This window comes from Methylobacterium sp. GXS13, assembly GCF_001455965.1.
Classification (GTDB): Bacteria; Pseudomonadota; Alphaproteobacteria; order Rhizobiales; family Beijerinckiaceae; genus Methylobacterium.
Genome location: NZ_LKKO01000017.1, coordinates 106,962 through 123,198, shown reverse-complemented (window position 1 = coordinate 123,198; position 16,237 = coordinate 106,962). Strand labels below are relative to the sequence as shown.

Below are 16,237 nucleotides of genomic sequence, written 5' to 3'. Positions count from 1 at the left end.
GCCCGTCCGACCGCCGTTGCGGCTCGTCAGCCCGAGGGCGCCCGCCCGACTGCTGCCACGCCGGCACGCCCGGCTGCTGCTGCTTCCACCGCAGCGCCTGCGGCCCGCCCGCCGCTGAACCCCCGGCCCGCTACCGGCGAGCCGCGCAAGACCATCACGGCGGATTCGCGCAAGCCCCGCGATCTCAACTTCATGGCCCGGCCCGCCCCGGCGCCCGAGCCCGAGAAGCGCGCCACGCCGACGACCGCGGCGCGTCCCGCCGGCGCGACCGCTGCCGCGCGTCCCGCCGGCCCCGCCCCCGCCACCAACGAGGACGAGTCCGAGACCAAGCGGGTGATCCGCCGTCCCGGCATGCCGCTCAAGATCATCGCGCCGCCGAAGACCCCGAAATCGCCGGGTGGCGACCGCAACCGCGGCCGCCTGACCATCGCGACGGCGACGTCCGGTGAGGACGAGCGCACCCGCTCGGTCGCCTCGTTCCGCCGCCGCCAGCAGCGCATGAGCGGCCGCGGCCAGGTCGAGCAGAAAGAGAAGCTGTCCCGCGAGGTGACGATCCCCGAGACGATCACCATCCAGGAACTCGCCAACCGCATGTCGGAGCGGGCCGTGGACGTGATCCGCCTGCTGATGAAGCAGGGCGAGATCCACAAGATCACCGACGTGATCGACTCGGACACCGCCCAGCTCATCGCCGAGGAGCTCGGCCACACCGTGCGCCGCGTCGCCGAGTCCGACGTGGAAGAGGGCCTGTCCTCCGACGAGCCGGATCTGGAAGAGGATCTCGATCCCCGTCCGCCGGTGGTCACCATCATGGGCCACGTCGACCACGGCAAGACCTCGCTGCTCGACGCGATCCGCAAGGAGAACGTGGTGGAGGGCGAGGCCGGTGGCATCACCCAGCACATCGGCGCCTATCAGGTCGCGTCGCCGTCCGGCGACATGATCACCTTCATCGACACCCCGGGCCACGCGGCGTTCACGTCGATGCGGGCCCGCGGCGCCAAGGTCACCGACATCGTGGTGATTGTGGTTGCGGCCGATGACGGCGTCATGCCGCAGACCATCGAGGCGATCCAGCACGCCAAGGCGGCCGGCGTCCCGATGATCATCGCGGTCAACAAGATCGACAAGCCGGATGCGAACCCGCAGCGGGTCCGCACGGAGCTGCTGCAGCACGACATCCAGGTCGAGTCGATGGGCGGCGAGACCCTGGAATTCGAGGTTTCGGCCAAGACCGGCGACGGTCTGCCGGAGCTGCTGGAGGGCATCCAGATCCAGGCCGAGATCATGAACCTGCGCGCCAACGAGAAGCGCGACGGCGAGGGTACGGTCATCGAGGCCCAGCTCGACCGCGGCCGTGGCCCGGTGGCGACGGTGCTGGTCCAGCGCGGCACCCTGTTCACCGGCGACATCGTCGTCGCCGGTGCCGAATGGGGCCGCGTGCGCGCCCTGATCGACGATCTCGGCGAGAACGTCCAATACGCCGGCCCGTCGGTGCCCGTGGAGGTGCTCGGCTTCAACGGCACGCCCGATGCCGGCGATCGCGTCACCGTGGTGCCGAACGAGGCCCGCGCCCGCGAGGTCACCGAGTATCGCGCCCGTCAGAAGCGCGAGCGTCAGAATGCCCGCACCGGCGGTGCCAACCGCTCGCTGGTCGACATGATGCGCGACCTGAAGGAAGGCGCCGGCCGCAAGGAACTGGCGGTCGTCATCAAGGGCGACGTTCAGGGTTCGGTCGAGGCGATCTCGGGCGCCCTGGAGAAGCTCGGCAACGGCGAGGTCGCGGCCCGCATCCTGCTCTCGGGTGTCGGCGGCATCACCGAGTCGGACATCACCCTGGCGCAGGCCTCGAAGGCGGTCGTCATCGGCTTCAACGTGCGCGCCCTCAAGGAGGCCCGCGAGGCCGCCGAGCGGGCCGGCATCGATATCCGGTACTACAACATCATCTACGACCTCGTGGACGACATCAAAGCCACGCTGTCGGGGATGCTGCCGCCGACGCTCCGCGAGGAGCGCCTGGGCGAGGCGTCGATCCAGGAGGTCTTCGAGGTCTCCAAGGTCGGCAAGGTCGCGGGTTGCCGCGTCACCGACGGTATCGTGGAGCGTGGCGCGCATGTCCGCCTCATCCGCGACAGCGTCGTGATCCACGAGGGCAAGCTCAAGACCCTCAAGCGGTTCAAGGACGACGCGAAGGAAGTCACCTCCGGCCAGGAGTGCGGCATGGCCTTCGAGAACTTCGAGAACATGCGCGCAGGCGATGTCATCGAATGCTACCGGGTCGAGGAGATCCGTCGCACCCTCTGAGATCCCGGACCTCGTCCGGACAGGGCGGTCGCGGCCTCAGCCGCGGCCGTCTTTTCTTTTTGGTGCATCGCTCCTCTTTTGCATCTCTCTTTGTTGGACGTGAACCGGCCGCCCCGCGGCGGCGCCCCGAGACAGAATGGCCCAGAAACCCACATCCACCGGCCCCTCGCAGCGCCAGCAGCGCGTGGCCGAACTCATCCGCCACGCCCTCGCGGAGGTGCTCCAGCGCGGCGACATCCAGGATCCGGTCCTCGGCACGCATGTCGTGACCGTGCCGGAGGTGCGGATGTCGCCGGACCTGAAGCTCGCCACCGCCTACGTGATGCCGCTGGGCGGCATGGACGAGGCGCCGGTGATCGCCGCTTTGGAGCGCCACCGGAAGGTGCTGCGCCAGGAGGTGGCGCGGCGGGTGAACCTGAAATTCGCGCCCGAGCTGCGCTTCCGCCGCGACGAGACCTTCGACGAGGCGGCCCGCATCGACAAGCTGCTGCGTAACGAGCGGGTCCAGCGCGACCTCGTCTCCGAGCGGGACGGCGACGGGCATGAGGACGACGAACCGGAGACCGGTCGGGGGCATTGATCCCCATCGGCACACGGACAGGAACGGGGCAACGACCCCGGGGGACACGAGGCCATGACCGTTTCCATCGAAGATCATCCGCCGGCCGAGCGCGCGGTGTCCGCCCCCGGCGCCGAGCGCCGGGGGCCGGATGAGCGCCGCCCGCAGCGCGGACCGCGTCCCGACCGGCCCAAGCGCCGGGACGTGTCGGGCTGGGTCATCCTCGACAAGCCTGTCGGCATGACCTCGACCCACGCCGTCGCGGTGGTGAAGCGCGCCTTCAACGCCAAGAAGGCCGGCCATGCCGGCACCCTCGATCCGCTGGCCTCGGGCATCCTGCCGATCGCGCTGGGTGAGGCGACCAAGACCGTCCCGTTCGTCATGGACGGCCGCAAGGCCTACCGGTTCACCGTGCAATGGGGTGTCGAGACCGACACCGACGACGCCGAGGGCCGCGCCGTCGCGACCAGCGACGCGCGTCCGGAGCGGGCGGCCGTCGAGGCGGCCTTGCCGGCCTTCGTGGGCGCGATCGAGCAGGTGCCGCCGCGCTATTCCGCCATCAAGATCCAGGGGGAGCGCGCCTACGATCTGGCCCGCGAGGGCGAGATCGTGGAGCTGGTGGCCCGGCCGGTGCAGATCGACCGCCTCGCCGTCGTCGAGCATGACGGCGAGCGCACCGTGATCGAGGCCGAATGCGGCAAGGGCACCTATGTCCGCGCCCTGGCCCGTGACCTCGGCCGCATGCTCGGCTGCTACGGCCACGTCTCGGCCCTGCGCCGGACCCGCGTCGGCCCGTTCTCCGAGGCGGAATCCTGCGCCGCCGACGGTCTGACCGAGGGCGGCCCGGAAGCCGCGCTCGCGCATCTGCGGCCGGTGGAGACCGCGCTCGACGCGATCCCCGAGGTGACGGTCTCGCGCGACCTGGGTCTGCGCCTGATGCGTGGCCAGTCGGTGATCCTGCGCGGCCGGGACGCCCCCGTGGAGGGCAAGGCCTTCGCCACCTGCGGCGGCATCCTGGTCGCCGTCGGCGATGTCGAGCGCGGTGAGCTGGTGCCGCACCGGGTGTTCCATCTCGGCGGCACCGCGCCGGTTCGGAACGCCTGAGCCGAACGCCCCGCGCCTCGACCTGAGGCGCGTGGGCGCAGGCGGAACGAACCTCAGCGATCGGACTTTGGCCCCGGCAACCGACCCGGGGATACGATGGACGAGCGCACGTGTGATGTGGCGGTGATCGGGGCGGGGACCGCTGGTCTCGCCGCCTATCGGGCCGCCACCGAAGCTGGCGCCAGCGCCGTCCTGATCGAGCGCGGCCCGGGGGGCACGACCTGCGCCCGGGTCGGCTGCATGCCCTCGAAGCTGCTGATCGCGGCGGCCAAGGCCGCCCACGCGGCACGCAACACCGATCTGTTCGGCATCCGGGTCGCCGGCGTGGCCGTGGATGGACGCGCGGTGCTCGCACGTGTCCGCGCCGAGCGGGACCGGTTCGTCGGCGGCGTTTTCGAGGGTGTCGAGGCGCTGCCCGAGGCGGCGCGCATCGCCGGCAGCGCCCGCTTCCAGGATCGCACCAGCCTCACGGTCGGGGACCACACCCGCATCGCTTTCCGGGCCGCCGTGATCGCCACCGGATCGAGCCCGACAGTCCCGAAACCGCTCCGCGGCCTCGGCGACCGCCTGCTGACCACCGATACCCTGTTCGAGATACCCGACTTGCCGGAATCCCTGGCCGTTCTCGGTGCCGGCGCGGTCGGGATCGAGATCGCCCAGGCGATGACCCGCCTCGGCGTCCGCGTCACGGTGATCGATTCCGGGGACACGGTCGCAGGGCTGTCCGACCCGGATCTCGCGCGTCAGGCCGCCGCGCTCTTCGGCGCGGAGCTGGCCCTGCATCTCGGGGCGAAGCTCGAATCTGCGACGCGCGAGGGCAATGGCGTGTGCCTCAGCTGGACAGATGGGGAGGGGCGCGCCCGGGAGACGCGCGCCGACAAGGTGCTTGCCGCCACCGGCCGCTCACCGAACCTCGACGACCTCGGGCTGGACGCCGCCGGCCTGAGCCTCGACGAAGACGGCATGCCGGACTTCGACTACCGCAGCCTCGTCTGCGCGGGTGCCCCGATCCTGATCGCGGGCGATGCCGATGCCTGGCGGCCGGTGCTGCACGAGGCGAGCCGCCAGGGCCGCATCGCGGGGACGAACGCGGCAGCCCGCGCAGCCGGTCGCGCGGTCGAGACACCCGAACCCTGGACGCGTCTCGCCATGGTGTTCACCGATCCGCAGGTGGCGGTGATCGGTGTGCCCTACGAGGCCGACGCCGCCGACCGCGTGACCGGCGCCGTCGGCGGCGCCGCCCAGGGCCGCGCCCGGGTCGACGGCGCGAATCAGGGCGGCCTGCGGATCTGGGCCGGCCGGGACGGAACGCTCATGGGCGCGGAGATGCTCGGACCCGCCGTCGAACATCTGGCCCATCTCCTGACCCACGCGATCGGCGACGGAAAGACGGCTCGGGCTGTCCTGGATCAGCCCATATACCACCCTACAGTTGAAGAGGGGTTTTCAACCGCATTGTCTGAAATTACACATTCGACTTGTCAGTCTTGATCTGCGTCCAACGGCTTCGTGATTCCGAATTGATCTTGCTGCAAGCGGAAGCATTGCACTTCGCCACGCCCCCAGTCATATCAGGCCGGATGAGCGGGGTTCTTTTCTAATGCCGCCGACCCAGGCCCCCGATAAAGGCCTCGAGCTCGACGTGCTCGCGCCCGACGCGCTGGATCGCCTCGACAAGGGTGTGATCGGCCTCGATTCGGACGGCACCGTCGTGGTGTTCAGCGAGGGCGCGAGCGCGCTCTCGGGCCTGTCACGCGAGTCGGTGCTCGGCCGCAACTACTTCCGCGAGGTGATGCCGGGCACCAACGTGCCGAGCTTCCGCGGCCGCTTCCTCGCGGGCAGCCGACGCGGCGCGCTCGACGAGAGCTTCGACTACGTGTTCGGCCGTTTGCCCCAGCCCCTGCGGGCGCGGGTCCACATGCGTCATGGCAACGCCGCCGAGACCGGCCCGGTCACCTGGCTCACCATCGACCCGATCGAGAGCCTCGGCGCCGGCCTTTCGCGCGAGGCGGTGATGGCGGCGATCGGCCGGCGCGCCCGCGCCGAGCCGGTGGATGCCAGCCATTGCGAGCGCGAGCCGATCCACATCCCGGGCTCGATCCAACCCAACGCCGTGATGCTCGCGGCCGATGTCGAGACCCTGCAGGTCCTGGCCTACTCGGCCAATGTCGAGGAGATCGTCGATCCTCTGAACCCGCCCCTGTCCGGCCGACCGCTCGCGGACGTGCTGCCCCGGAACTTCATCGCGGCCGTCCGGACGCGTCTGGCCGCCGGCACGCTGGGGGACGGGCAATCCGTCCGTCGCCGGCTCACGCTGACCGGGCGCAGCGCCTCCTACTACGCCGTCGCCCATGCCCATGCCGGCCGGGTAATCGTCGAGCTGGAGCTCGAGCCCGATTCCGCCGACGACTTCCCCACCGCCAGCCAGGTCGATACCGAGCTCGCCATGGGCCGCCTGCGCGAGGCCGGGACCCTGGTCGAGGCCGCCCGCATCGCCGCCCTGGAGATCCGCGCGCTCACCGGCTTCGAGGCGGTGCTGGTCTACCGGTTCGACGCGGACTGGAACGGCGAGGCGGTGGCCGAGGACAAGGTGCCGGGCTGGTCGCGCAGCCTTCTCGGCCTGCGCTTCCCCGCCTCCGACATCCCCGCCCAGGCCCGCGCCCTGTACACCCGGGCCAAGAACCGCTTCGTGATCGACCGCGACAGCGTGCCGGTTGGCCTGGTGGCGGCGCCCGGCGCCGGCAACGGGCCGATCGACCTGACCTTCGCCCAGCACCGCACGCTCTCGCCGATCCACCTGGAGTACCAGCGCAACCTCGGCGTGAACGGCTCGATGTCGATCTCGATCATGGTCGAGGATCGGCTCTGGGGCCTGATGATCGGTCATCACCGCCGTCCGCATTACGTGACGCCCGAGACCCGTTCGGCCGCCACCGTCCTCACCGATGCCTTCGCCATGCGGGTGCAGGAGATCGAATCACGCCGGCTCTGGGCCGAGCGGCAGGCCCATCTCGACGTCGAGGGCCGCCTCGTGCGCGGGCTGACCCGGTCCGATGATTTCGTGGCCGCGCTGACCGCCGGCAATGCCACCCTGCTCGACCTGTTCAGCGCCACCGGCGCCGGCATCGTCGCGGGCGAGCGGGTCACGCTGATCGGCCGGTCGCCGCCCGCCGACATGGTCGATCGGATCGCCGCATGGCTTCGGGATCGGCTACCGGCTGGCGAGACCCATTACAGCAGCAGCAACTTCACCGCCGAATATCTGGAGGCGGCCCCGTACCGGGAGATCGCCAGCGGCCTGCTCGCGGCCTTCGTGGACGAATCCCGCGAGAATCTCCTCCTCTGGTTCCGGCCGGAAGTCCCGAGCACGGTGACCTGGGGCGGGGATCCCCGGAAACCCGTCCTCGCCGGCAGCGGCCCGGTGGCCCTGTTGCCGCGCCGGTCTTTCGAGCGCTGGGTCGAGGAGCGCACCGGCTACGCGAGCGCCTGGGCCGAATGGCAGGTCCAGCTCGCCGGTTCGCTGGCCGAGGCGGTGGAGGGCGTGGTCCTGCGCCAGCGCCGCAAGATCGACGAGCTGACGAGCCTGCTCGCCGAGAAGGAGCGCCTGCTCGAGCAGAAGGATCTGCTGACCCGGGAGATCGACCACCGGGTGAAGAATTCCCTGCAGATCGTCTCGGCCTTCCTGCAGATGCAGCGGCGGCAGATCGCCGACGCCGAGGCCCGGCAGGCTTTCGCCGACACCTCCGCCCGGGTGATGAGCGTCGCGCGCGTGCACGACAGCCTGTATCAGGCCGAGCGGGTCGACGAGGTCGATCTCGGCCAGACCATCGAGAACCTGTGCAACGACCTCGCGGGCCTCGCCGGCGAGGGCCACGCCGTCGATCTGTCCGCCGAGCCCGGCCTGATGGTGCCCTATCGGAAGGCGGTGGCCCTCTCGCTGATCGCCACGGAGCTCGTCACCAACGCGTTCAAATACGCGGCCAACCCGGCCGGCGGCGGCCGCGTCGAGGTCAGCGTCTCGGCCTCCGGCCCCGGCGAGGTCCAGCTCCGGGTCTGCGACGACGGCGCCGGCCTGCCCGACGACTGGGCCGACGCCAAGGCCCGCGGCAAGGGCTCGGGCCTCGGGATGAAGCTGATCCGGGCGATGCTCGACCAGATCAACGCCCGGCTCGACGTGGCGAACAACCCCGGCGCGTGCTTCACGATCACCGCGTGAGCGGGGCGACGGCTCCCGTCCGCCGTTCGCCTCTCATCACCGGACGAGTTCAGCGGCCGGATGCGCGGGCGGCCTTTCCAGTGCAGACTGTCGAATTCGAACTCCAGGCTCTGGTTCTTCCCAAGTGCCCGCTCCAGAAATGATACGCGCCCTCCCTCCCCCCTCTGCGGGGGAGGGAGGCCCCCGAAAGGGGGTCGGGAGAGGGAAGCGACGGTGCAGAACAGAGCTTCGCCCGTCATGACGGGCGCGCCCTTTCCTGAAGCCGGGTTCCCCTCTTGCGGGACTTCGTCCCGGCCCGACCGTCGCTGACGCGAGGCCCACCCTCCCCCGCAAAGGGGGGAGGGAGACGCGCGGACCCGGCCTTCGACAATGAAGACACGTCACCATCGTAGCCCTCTCGGGGGAGGGACGGTGCCTGAGATCCCCGCGGCGTCCTCAGCCTTCGTCCGCCTCCGCCAGCAGCCCGTCGACGAACTGGGCCAGACCGGTCCGCCGCGCCCGCTTCAGCCGCTCGGCCGACAGGATCCCCTGCAGCGCCTTGAAGGCCTCCTGCAGATCCTCGTTGACGATCACGTAATCGTACTCGCTCCAGCGCTGGATCTCGGTCCGGGCGTTGGCCAGCCGCTTCTCGATCGTCTCGGCCGAATCCTCGGCGCGGCGCTCCAGGCGCTGGCGCAGCTCGGCCATGCTGGGCGGCAGGATGAACACCGTCACGACGTCCTGGGCGAGCTTGGCCCGCACCTGCCGGGTGCCCTGGTAGTCGATGTCGAAGATCATGTCCCGGCCCGAGCCCAGGACCTTCTCCACCGGCCGGCGGGGCGTGCCGTAATAGTTGCCGTGCACCTCGGCCCATTCGAGCAGGTCGTCGCGGCTGCGCAGATCCTCGAACGCCTCCCGGTCGATGAAATGGTAATGCCGCCCGTCGATCTCGGAGGGCCGGCGCGACCGGGTGGTGACCGAGATCGACAGGTCGAGCGCCCAGGCCGGATCCTGCGCGACCGCCCGGGTCAGCGTGGTCTTGCCCGCCCCCGAGGGCGAGGACAGGATCAGGATCAAGCCCCGCCGCGCAATGGTGTCGGAGACGTTGTTCGCCGGTCCGCTCATCCGCGTGTCTCCGCCGCGATATCCATCCGCATCCCTCGGTCCCGGAAGGTCATTCGATGTTCTGAACCTGCTCGCGGAGCTGCTCAACCACGGCCTTGAGGTCGAGCCCGATCCGCGACAGGCTGATGTCGTTGGCCTTGGCGCACAGGGTGTTGGCCTCGCGGCCGAATTCCTGGGCCAGGAAATCGAGGCGGCGGCCGATGGCGCCGCCGGCGGCGAGCAACTCGCGGGCGCTGGCGACGTGGGCGTGCAGCCGGTCCAGCTCCTCGCGCACATCCGCCTTGCCGGCGAGCAGCATCGCCTCCTGGTGCAGCCGGTCCGGATCGAGATGGGTCCCGCCCAGGGCCTCGATGGCGGCCACCAGCCTGGCGCGCACCGCCTCGGACTTGCGCGCCGGATTGTCCTCGGCGGCCCGGGTCAGCGCGGCGATCCGTTCGACCTGCGCGGTGACCACCTCGGCGAGCTGGCGCCCCTCGGCCCGGCGGGCCTCGACCAGGTCGGCCACCACCCGGACCACGCCCTCGGCGAGATCCCGGGCGAGGGAATCGGTCTCGGCCGCCGCCTCGTCCTCGACCTCGATCACCCCGCGCACGCCGAGCAGCCCGTCCATCGTGGCCGGGGCGACGCCCTCGGGCACCGGCACCCGGGCAACCGCCTGCGCGAGGCTCGCCAGCAGGGTCTCGTTGATCCGCACCCGGGCGGCCTGCTCCGGCTTGGTCACGGTGAGGGTGAGCTGGCACTGGCCCCGGGACAGGGTCTTCTGCAGGGCGGTGCGCGCGGTCTCGCCGAGCCCGTCATAGCCGGCCGGGACGCGGATGCGCACGTCGAGGCCGCGCCCGTTGACGCTGCGGACCTCCCAGGCCCATTGCACCGCCCCGCTGGTGCCCGCCGCCCGGGCGAACCCGGTCATGCTCGCGATCTGGGCCATGCCGACCCCCCGTCCCCGTGAAGATCGGGGCCTGTAGCACGGATCGCTCCGGGGGGAAGGGGCGGCGGGAGATCGGGGAGGGCGGACGCGGGGTCGGAGCGCGCGGGCGGACACTCGACGCGCGCGCAGCGAAGCCACCGGGCCATCGCGCCGGTCGCTCGCGGAGTCTTGCGCTCCCGCACTGTAAGATTGCCCGGAGGCCGCTGCCTTTTGGTGCTACGGACCCCGTGCCCCCACCGGACATCCCATGGCCCATACCGGATACAACCCGCTCCTCGTCACGCTCTCCATCGTCATCGCGGTGTTCGCGTCCTACGCTGCCCTCGACCTCGGTGCCCGCGTTCGGCGCCCGGACGCCGGTGCGCGGTGGGCCTGGGGTGCCGGCGCGGCCGTGGCGGTGGGCGGCGGCATCTGGGCGATGCATTTCGTCGGCATGCTCGCCTTCGAGATGGGCATGACTGCGGCCTACGACCTGGGTCTGACGCTCCTGTCGCTGCTGATTGCGGTGGGTGTCACGGCCGGCGCCTTTGCCTGGGTCGCACGCCGGGGAACGGGGGCGGGCTCGTTGCTGGTGGCGGGCCCGCTCATGGGCCTCGGCGTGGCGGCAATGCACTACACCGGCATGGCGGCGATGCGCGTGCCCGGCAACCTCGCCTACAACCCGGCTGTGGTGGCGGTCTCGGTCGCCATCGCGGTCACGGCTGCGACCGCTGCCCTCTGGCTGACCTTCCGCCGCAATCGGCCCTGGCAGAAGCTCGCCGCGGCCTGCGTGATGGGGCTTGCGGTCGCCGGGATGCACTACACCGGGATGGCCGCGGCGACCTTCACCGCGGAGGAGGCCGGCGCCCATGCGGCCCACGGCGCCACCCTGGCGGCGAGCCAACGCGACCTCGCCCTGGCGGTCGCGGGCGTCACCTTCCTCATCCTGTTCCTGGCGATGATCGCCTCCTCGCTCGACCAGCGCCGGGTGCAGCGACGCCTGCATGTCAGCGAGGCGCGCTTCCGATCCGCCGTCAGGGCCGTCAACGGCGTGATGTGGACCACCGACGCCGCCGGGCATTTCGTCGAGGAGCAGGCCGGGTGGGCGGAGATCACCGGGCACACCCCGGAGCAGTACATGGGCACGGGCTGGGCGAAGGCGATCCATCCCGAGGATCTCCCGGCGACCGTCGCGACCTGGACCGAAGCGTTGCGTGCTGAGGCCCCGTACACGGTCGAGCATCGCGTGCGGACCGCCGAGGCGGGCTGGCGCCGGTACGTGGCGCGGGCGGTGCCGGTGCGCGATGCCGACGGGGCGATCCGGGAGTGGGTGGGCGTCCACGAGGACATCACCGAGCGTCACGCCTTCGAGGTGGCCCTCAAGGAGGCGAGGGACGCCGCCGAGGAGCACAGCCGGGCCAAGAGCCGGTTCCTGGCCAACATGAGCCATGAGCTCCGGACGCCGCTCTCGGCCGTGATCGGCTATTCCGAGATGCTGGAGGAGGAGGCGGAGGAACTCGGTCAGGAGAGCCTCCTCAAGGACCTCGGCAAGATCAAGTCGAACGCCCAGCACCTCCTCGGCCTGATCAACGACGTGCTCGACCTGTCGAAGGTCGAGGCCGAGAAGATGGAGCTTTATCCCGAGGACATCGACGTCGCCGCCTTCGTCACGGACGCGGCCGCCACGGTCGAGGCCCTGGTCGGGAAGAAGGGCAACGTCCTCGTTCTCGACGTGGCCGATGACGTCGGCCAGGCCCGAACGGACGCGGTGAAGCTGCGCCAGTGCCTGTTCAACCTGCTCTCGAACGCCGCCAAGTTCACCGAGGGCGGCACCATCACCCTGGAGGCCGGACGCGAGTCGGGCGCTCGCGGCGACTGGCTCTGGTTCACGGTGCGGGATACCGGCATCGGCATGAACCCCGAGCAGGTCGGACGCCTGTTCGAGCGCTTCACGCAGGCCGACGAGAGCACCACGCGCAACTACGGCGGGACCGGCCTCGGGTTGGCGCTCAGCCGCGCCTTCGCCCAGTTGCTGGGCGGCGACATCTCCGTCTCCAGCGTCGCGGGCGAGGGAACGAGCTTCACCCTGCGCGTGCCGGCGGCGGCCCCGGACCGGACGGTCGACGTCGCGCCGGACGCGGTACCGGAGAACGGCGAACGCCTGGACGACCTGGTCCTCGTCATCGACGACGAGGCGTCCCAGCGCGAGCTCATGACCCGGTTCCTCGAACGCCAGCGCTTCTCCGTGCGCACGGCGGGGGACGGGCGCACCGGCCTCGCCCTGGCCCGGTCGCTCAAGCCCCGCGCCATCCTCCTCGACGTGATGATGCCCGAGATGGACGGCTGGTCGGTTCTCGCCGCCCTCAAGTCGGATCCCGAGACCGCCGGGATCCCGGTGGTCATGGTGAGCTTCGTCGCCGACGCGACGCTCAGTGCCTCGCTCGGGGCCATCGAAGCCGTGCCGAAGCCGGTGGACTGGGTGCGCCTCCGGACGATCCTGGACCAGTTCCGGGCGGCCGACGGCGACGTCCTCGTCGTCGACGACGATGCGGACATGCGCCACCGCCTGCGAACAGCCCTGGAACGCAACGGCTGGAGCGTCCGCGAGGCGGGCGACGGCCAGGAGGCGCTGGAGCAGGTCAGGCTCGGCGTCCCGCGCCTTGTCCTCCTCGACCTCACGATGCCGGTGATGGACGGGTTCTCGTTCCTCGACCGTCTGAGGGGATTGCCGGGTTGCGCCGACGTGCCGGTGGTGGTCCTGAGCGCCCGGGACGTCACGGCCGACGAGCGCGACCGGTTGTCCGAGGCCGACCGCGTCCTGCGCAAGGGCGATTCCAGTCTCCAGGATATCGCCACAGAGCTGCGCAAACTCGACAACCGACAAGCTACCAAGTCGACCTAGATGCTTGATCCCAATCAGCGTTTGCGTCGGTCGTCTGCTTGCGGCCGAGCCCGGACGCTCGGATCGCTGTCGGCGCTTCTCTAAAGCAGCCATTCGCCGGCTCGCAGCAATGTCCGCTCATGATGAGAAACGGATTGCGGACTTCCGCCGCGCCTGAGGTATCCGAGATCTAGAACATCCCGTTCGGATTGGCCGAGGCATCAGGCAGGATCTGCAGCACGTCCCAGTGCTCAACGATCCGGCCGTCCTCATCGAGGCGAAATATATCGATGGCCACATAGTCATGGTTACCCGGCCAGTGCTGAAGGCAGTGCAACACAACCAGATCGCCCTCGGCAATGGCCCGCTTGACCTCAACGCGCTTGCCCGGCCACTCACGCGACATACGCTCGAAATAGGCAACGAATCCGTCCTTGCCCGTAGCTACATGCGGGTTGTGCTGGATATAAGTGTCGCCGGCATATCGCTCGATAGCCTCGCGTGGACGGCAATCGTTGAACATCAGCTCATAGAACGCGATCACGTTCGCCTTGTTCTGCGCGAGATTTGGCATGCCGTCTGCGCTCAACGCTCTGAGAGCCATAGGCTCTTGAGGAAAGGGAGCATGTCGCGGGAGAGCAGACAAGCGCTTATGAGCGGACGTTCCGATCCCCTGCAATGGGTAGGAGCAATCCTCGCGTTGATGTCGGCTTCGATGCATCCGCCATCCAAAAGCGGACCGGCCGAAAACCACCCGGAACGGTCATTCCGGAAGCGACCCATGCCAGCCGTACGAGCAACCCTCGACGCTTCCCGAAAGCAGCCATTCGTGAGCCATCCGATAACGTCGGTTCGGGGTGGAAAGCAGCTCCGGCCGCGGGGGGCCAGGTGTCGGATTTCCTCAACGGGATGAGAATTCCGGTGCTCCGCGACGGTCATCGGGAGGCGGAGAAGTTTTACTCATGGAGCGTCACCCCACCGTCATCACGGAGTTTTAATCCTGGATCGAGCGCGAATATTTTTCGGAGACCGTAATGGCCGACGCAACATTGACCTCGGCCATATCGGGCGGCTCGATAACTTCCGGGAAGCCCAGCCTCGACCACGGCATTCATCCCGGAGGCGTCATCGCCTTCCTGCTCGTGCTCGTCGCCGGGCTCGGCTACGCGGTCTTCAGCCTGATCGCCGACATGAACGCGGTCCACCAGGAACCCCTGGCCGTCGGCGCCTTCGTGCTCCTCGGCCTCGCCCTGCTGATCGCGCTCGCCTTCGAGTTCGTGAACGGCTTCCACGACACCGCAAACGCGGTGGCGACCGTGATCTACACCCACTCGATGCCGCCCCTGGTGGCGGTGATCTGGTCGGGGAGTTTCAACTTCCTCGGCGTGCTGCTGTCGTCGGGCGCAGTAGCCTACGCCATCGTCACCCTGCTGCCGGTCGAGCTCATCCTGCAGGTCGGCTCGGGCGCCGGCTATGCGATGATCTTCTCGCTCCTGATCGCAGCCATCATCTGGAACCTCGGCACCTGGGCGCTCGGCCTGCCGAACTCGTCATCGCACGCGCTGATCGGATCGGTGCTCGGCGTCGGCCTCGCCAATCAGCTCATGGGCGGCCAGGACGGCACCTCGGGCGTCGATTGGAACCAGGCGCTCGGCGTGTTCAAGGCGCTCGCCTTCAGCCCGATCTGCGGCTTCGTCGCGGCCGCACTGCTGCTGCTCGCCCTCAAGTTCACCGTGCGCCGCAAGGACCTGTACGAGGCGCCCAAGGGCGATGCGCCGCCCCCGCTCTGGATCCGCGGCGTCCTGATCCTGACCTGCACCCTGGTGTCGTTCTTCCACGGCGGCAACGACGGCCAGAAGGGCATGGGCCTGATCATGCTCATCCTGATCGGCGCCGCCCCGACGGCGTACGCGCTCAACCGGACCATGAACGCCGACGCAACGCCAGCCTTCGTTCAGACCTCGGATGCCGCCAGCAAGGTGTTCTCGACCTATTCCGGTGGCGGGGCACGGCCCGACGCCGCCCAGGCCCGCAAGACCGTGGCGGACGCGCTGAAGGCGAAGGCGCTCAACAAGCCGGAGGTGTTCGGCGCCCTCTCCGCGCTCTCGACCGACATCGCCGCCTCGGTGAAGGGCTACGGCTCGCTCCAGCAGGTCCCCGCGGGGGCGACCTCGAACGTACGCAACGACATGTACCTCGCCTCCGACGCGATCCGCCTGCTGCCGAAGTCGGGCGCGACCCTGTCCGAGAGCGACGCCAAGACCCTCAAGGGCTACACCGAGCTCCTCAACGAGGGCACTCGCTACATCCCGGGCTGGGTGAAGGTCTGCGTCGCCCTGGCGCTCGGGCTCGGCACGATGGTCGGCTGGAAGCGCATCGTCGTCACCGTCGGCGAGAAGATCGGCAAGACCCATCTCACCTACGCGCAGGGCGCCTCGGCCGAGATCGTGGCCGCCGGCACCATCGGGCTCGCCGAGCTCAACAGCCTGCCGGTCTCGACCACGCACATCCTGTCCTCGGGCGTCGCCGGCACCATGGCCGCCAACGGCTCGGGCCTGCAGATATCAACGGTGCGCAACATGGCGCTGGCTTGGGTGATGACCCTGCCGGCCGCGATCCTGATCGCCGGGACGTTGTTCTTCATCCTGCGCCACCTGTTCTGAGCCGGATGCCGCCGAGGAAATCCGGGCGGCGACCGAAACGCTTGCTGAGAGTGTCGCCACGCTCAGCGCACGCGGGACGCGCGTGCCGACATCCGCCTGAACACAGGCGTCCGTTACTTCTTCGCGGGCGGCACGCGTGACGTCTCAGGCGATAAGCCTTTCGCCTCGTGGGGGCCCGTGCCGTGCACGGCATCGCTGCCGATGATACCCCCGCCCACGGAGGAAGCCGGTGGGTTTCCGGTCGTGGCTCCGGCGCCGGTGTCAGGAGTTTGTCGGGTCGTCATGGTTGCCGTCCCAGCTGCGTTCGGTGCGGCTGTCTCTGCGAGCGCAAGGCCCGACCCGGCGGCAACGATAACGGCAGCAACGAAAACTTTGGCCAACATGATGCTCTCCAGCAGGGCTGGGCTCAACGCTTAAAGATCAAGCTAGTTTCGCTGGCGGGTCGGCGGTCGCATCCAGCTAATCAGCAATGTCTGCTTCTGCGCGTGCCCGCTCACGA

Annotated in this window: 10 protein-coding genes; 7 read left to right on the top strand and 3 right to left on the bottom strand. The window is 69.7% G+C overall.

The features are described from left to right. The 5 genes from infB to AO398_RS05090 all read left to right on the top strand — a co-directional run. Positions 1–2,304 (top strand): translation initiation factor IF-2 (gene infB / locus AO398_RS05110; RefSeq protein WP_058190954.1); only part of this gene is annotated, 2,304 nt, incomplete at its 5' end. A gap of 136 nt (positions 2,305–2,440) precedes the next feature. Continuing rightward, positions 2,441–2,884: a 30S ribosome-binding factor RbfA gene (gene rbfA / locus AO398_RS05105; protein ID WP_058190936.1), complete on the top strand. Its 444-nt coding sequence runs from the start codon at positions 2,441–2,443 to the stop codon at positions 2,882–2,884. Positions 2,885–2,938: 54 nt separating this feature from the next. Continuing rightward, positions 2,939–3,967, top strand: a complete 1,029-nt coding sequence (gene truB, locus AO398_RS05100; RefSeq protein ID WP_058190935.1) for a tRNA pseudouridine(55) synthase TruB — start codon at positions 2,939–2,941, stop codon at positions 3,965–3,967. Positions 3,968–4,063: 96 nt separating this feature from the next. Continuing rightward, a complete protein-coding gene (locus AO398_RS05095; RefSeq protein WP_058190934.1) occupies positions 4,064–5,458 on the top strand; it encodes a dihydrolipoyl dehydrogenase in 1,395 nt (464 codons plus the stop codon). Positions 5,459–5,567: 109 nt separating this feature from the next. Then, entirely contained in the window at positions 5,568–8,183 is a 2,616-nt protein-coding gene (locus AO398_RS05090) for a histidine kinase dimerization/phosphoacceptor domain -containing protein (RefSeq protein ID WP_058190933.1), read from the top strand. A 435-nt stretch (positions 8,184–8,618) separates the two neighbouring features. Here the strand turns inward: AO398_RS05090 and gmk are convergent, their stop codons facing one another. Both gmk and AO398_RS05080 read right to left on the bottom strand, forming a co-directional pair. Beyond that, the gene (gene gmk, locus AO398_RS05085; protein ID WP_058190932.1) at positions 8,619–9,287 is read right to left on the bottom strand and encodes a guanylate kinase; all 669 of its coding nucleotides are present in this window, start codon (positions 9,285–9,287) and stop codon (positions 8,619–8,621) included. A gap of 49 nt (positions 9,288–9,336) precedes the next feature. Next, positions 9,337–10,215 (bottom strand): YicC/YloC family endoribonuclease, encoded by an 879-nt coding sequence (locus AO398_RS05080; protein ID WP_058190931.1) that lies wholly within the window; start codon positions 10,213–10,215, stop codon positions 9,337–9,339. Between the two features lie 247 nt (positions 10,216–10,462). On the opposite strand from AO398_RS05080, the gene AO398_RS05075 reads away from it, so the two are divergent. Next, positions 10,463–13,096 (top strand): MHYT domain-containing protein, encoded by a 2,634-nt coding sequence (locus tag AO398_RS05075; RefSeq protein ID WP_058190930.1) that lies wholly within the window; start codon positions 10,463–10,465, stop codon positions 13,094–13,096. A gap of 169 nt (positions 13,097–13,265) precedes the next feature. Here the strand turns inward: AO398_RS05075 and AO398_RS05070 are convergent, their stop codons facing one another. Further along, positions 13,266–13,649, bottom strand: a complete 384-nt coding sequence (locus AO398_RS05070; protein WP_058190929.1) for a nuclear transport factor 2 family protein — start codon at positions 13,647–13,649, stop codon at positions 13,266–13,268. A gap of 460 nt (positions 13,650–14,109) precedes the next feature. On the opposite strand from AO398_RS05070, the gene AO398_RS05065 reads away from it, so the two are divergent. After that, a complete protein-coding gene (locus AO398_RS05065; protein ID WP_058190928.1) occupies positions 14,110–15,738 on the top strand; it encodes an inorganic phosphate transporter in 1,629 nt (542 codons plus the stop codon). The last annotated feature ends 499 nt before the right edge of the window (positions 15,739–16,237 follow it).

Coding starts and splice junctions, on each gene's coding strand:
- AO398_RS05065 (WP_058190928.1), top strand. CDS start 14,110: ATGGCCGACGCAACATTGACCTCGGCCATATCGGGCGGCTCGATAACT.
- AO398_RS05095 (WP_058190934.1), top strand. CDS start 4,064: ATGGACGAGCGCACGTGTGATGTGGCGGTGATCGGGGCGGGGACCGCT.
- AO398_RS05090 (WP_058190933.1), top strand. CDS start 5,568: ATGCCGCCGACCCAGGCCCCCGATAAAGGCCTCGAGCTCGACGTGCTC.
- AO398_RS05080 (WP_058190931.1), bottom strand. CDS start 10,215: ATGGCCCAGATCGCGAGCATGACCGGGTTCGCCCGGGCGGCGGGCACC.
- truB (WP_058190935.1), top strand. CDS start 2,939: ATGACCGTTTCCATCGAAGATCATCCGCCGGCCGAGCGCGCGGTGTCC.
- rbfA (WP_058190936.1), top strand. CDS start 2,441: ATGGCCCAGAAACCCACATCCACCGGCCCCTCGCAGCGCCAGCAGCGC.
- gmk (WP_058190932.1), bottom strand. CDS start 9,287: ATGAGCGGACCGGCGAACAACGTCTCCGACACCATTGCGCGGCGGGGC.
- AO398_RS05070 (WP_058190929.1), bottom strand. CDS start 13,649: ATGCCAAATCTCGCGCAGAACAAGGCGAACGTGATCGCGTTCTATGAG.
- AO398_RS05075 (WP_058190930.1), top strand. CDS start 10,463: ATGGCCCATACCGGATACAACCCGCTCCTCGTCACGCTCTCCATCGTC.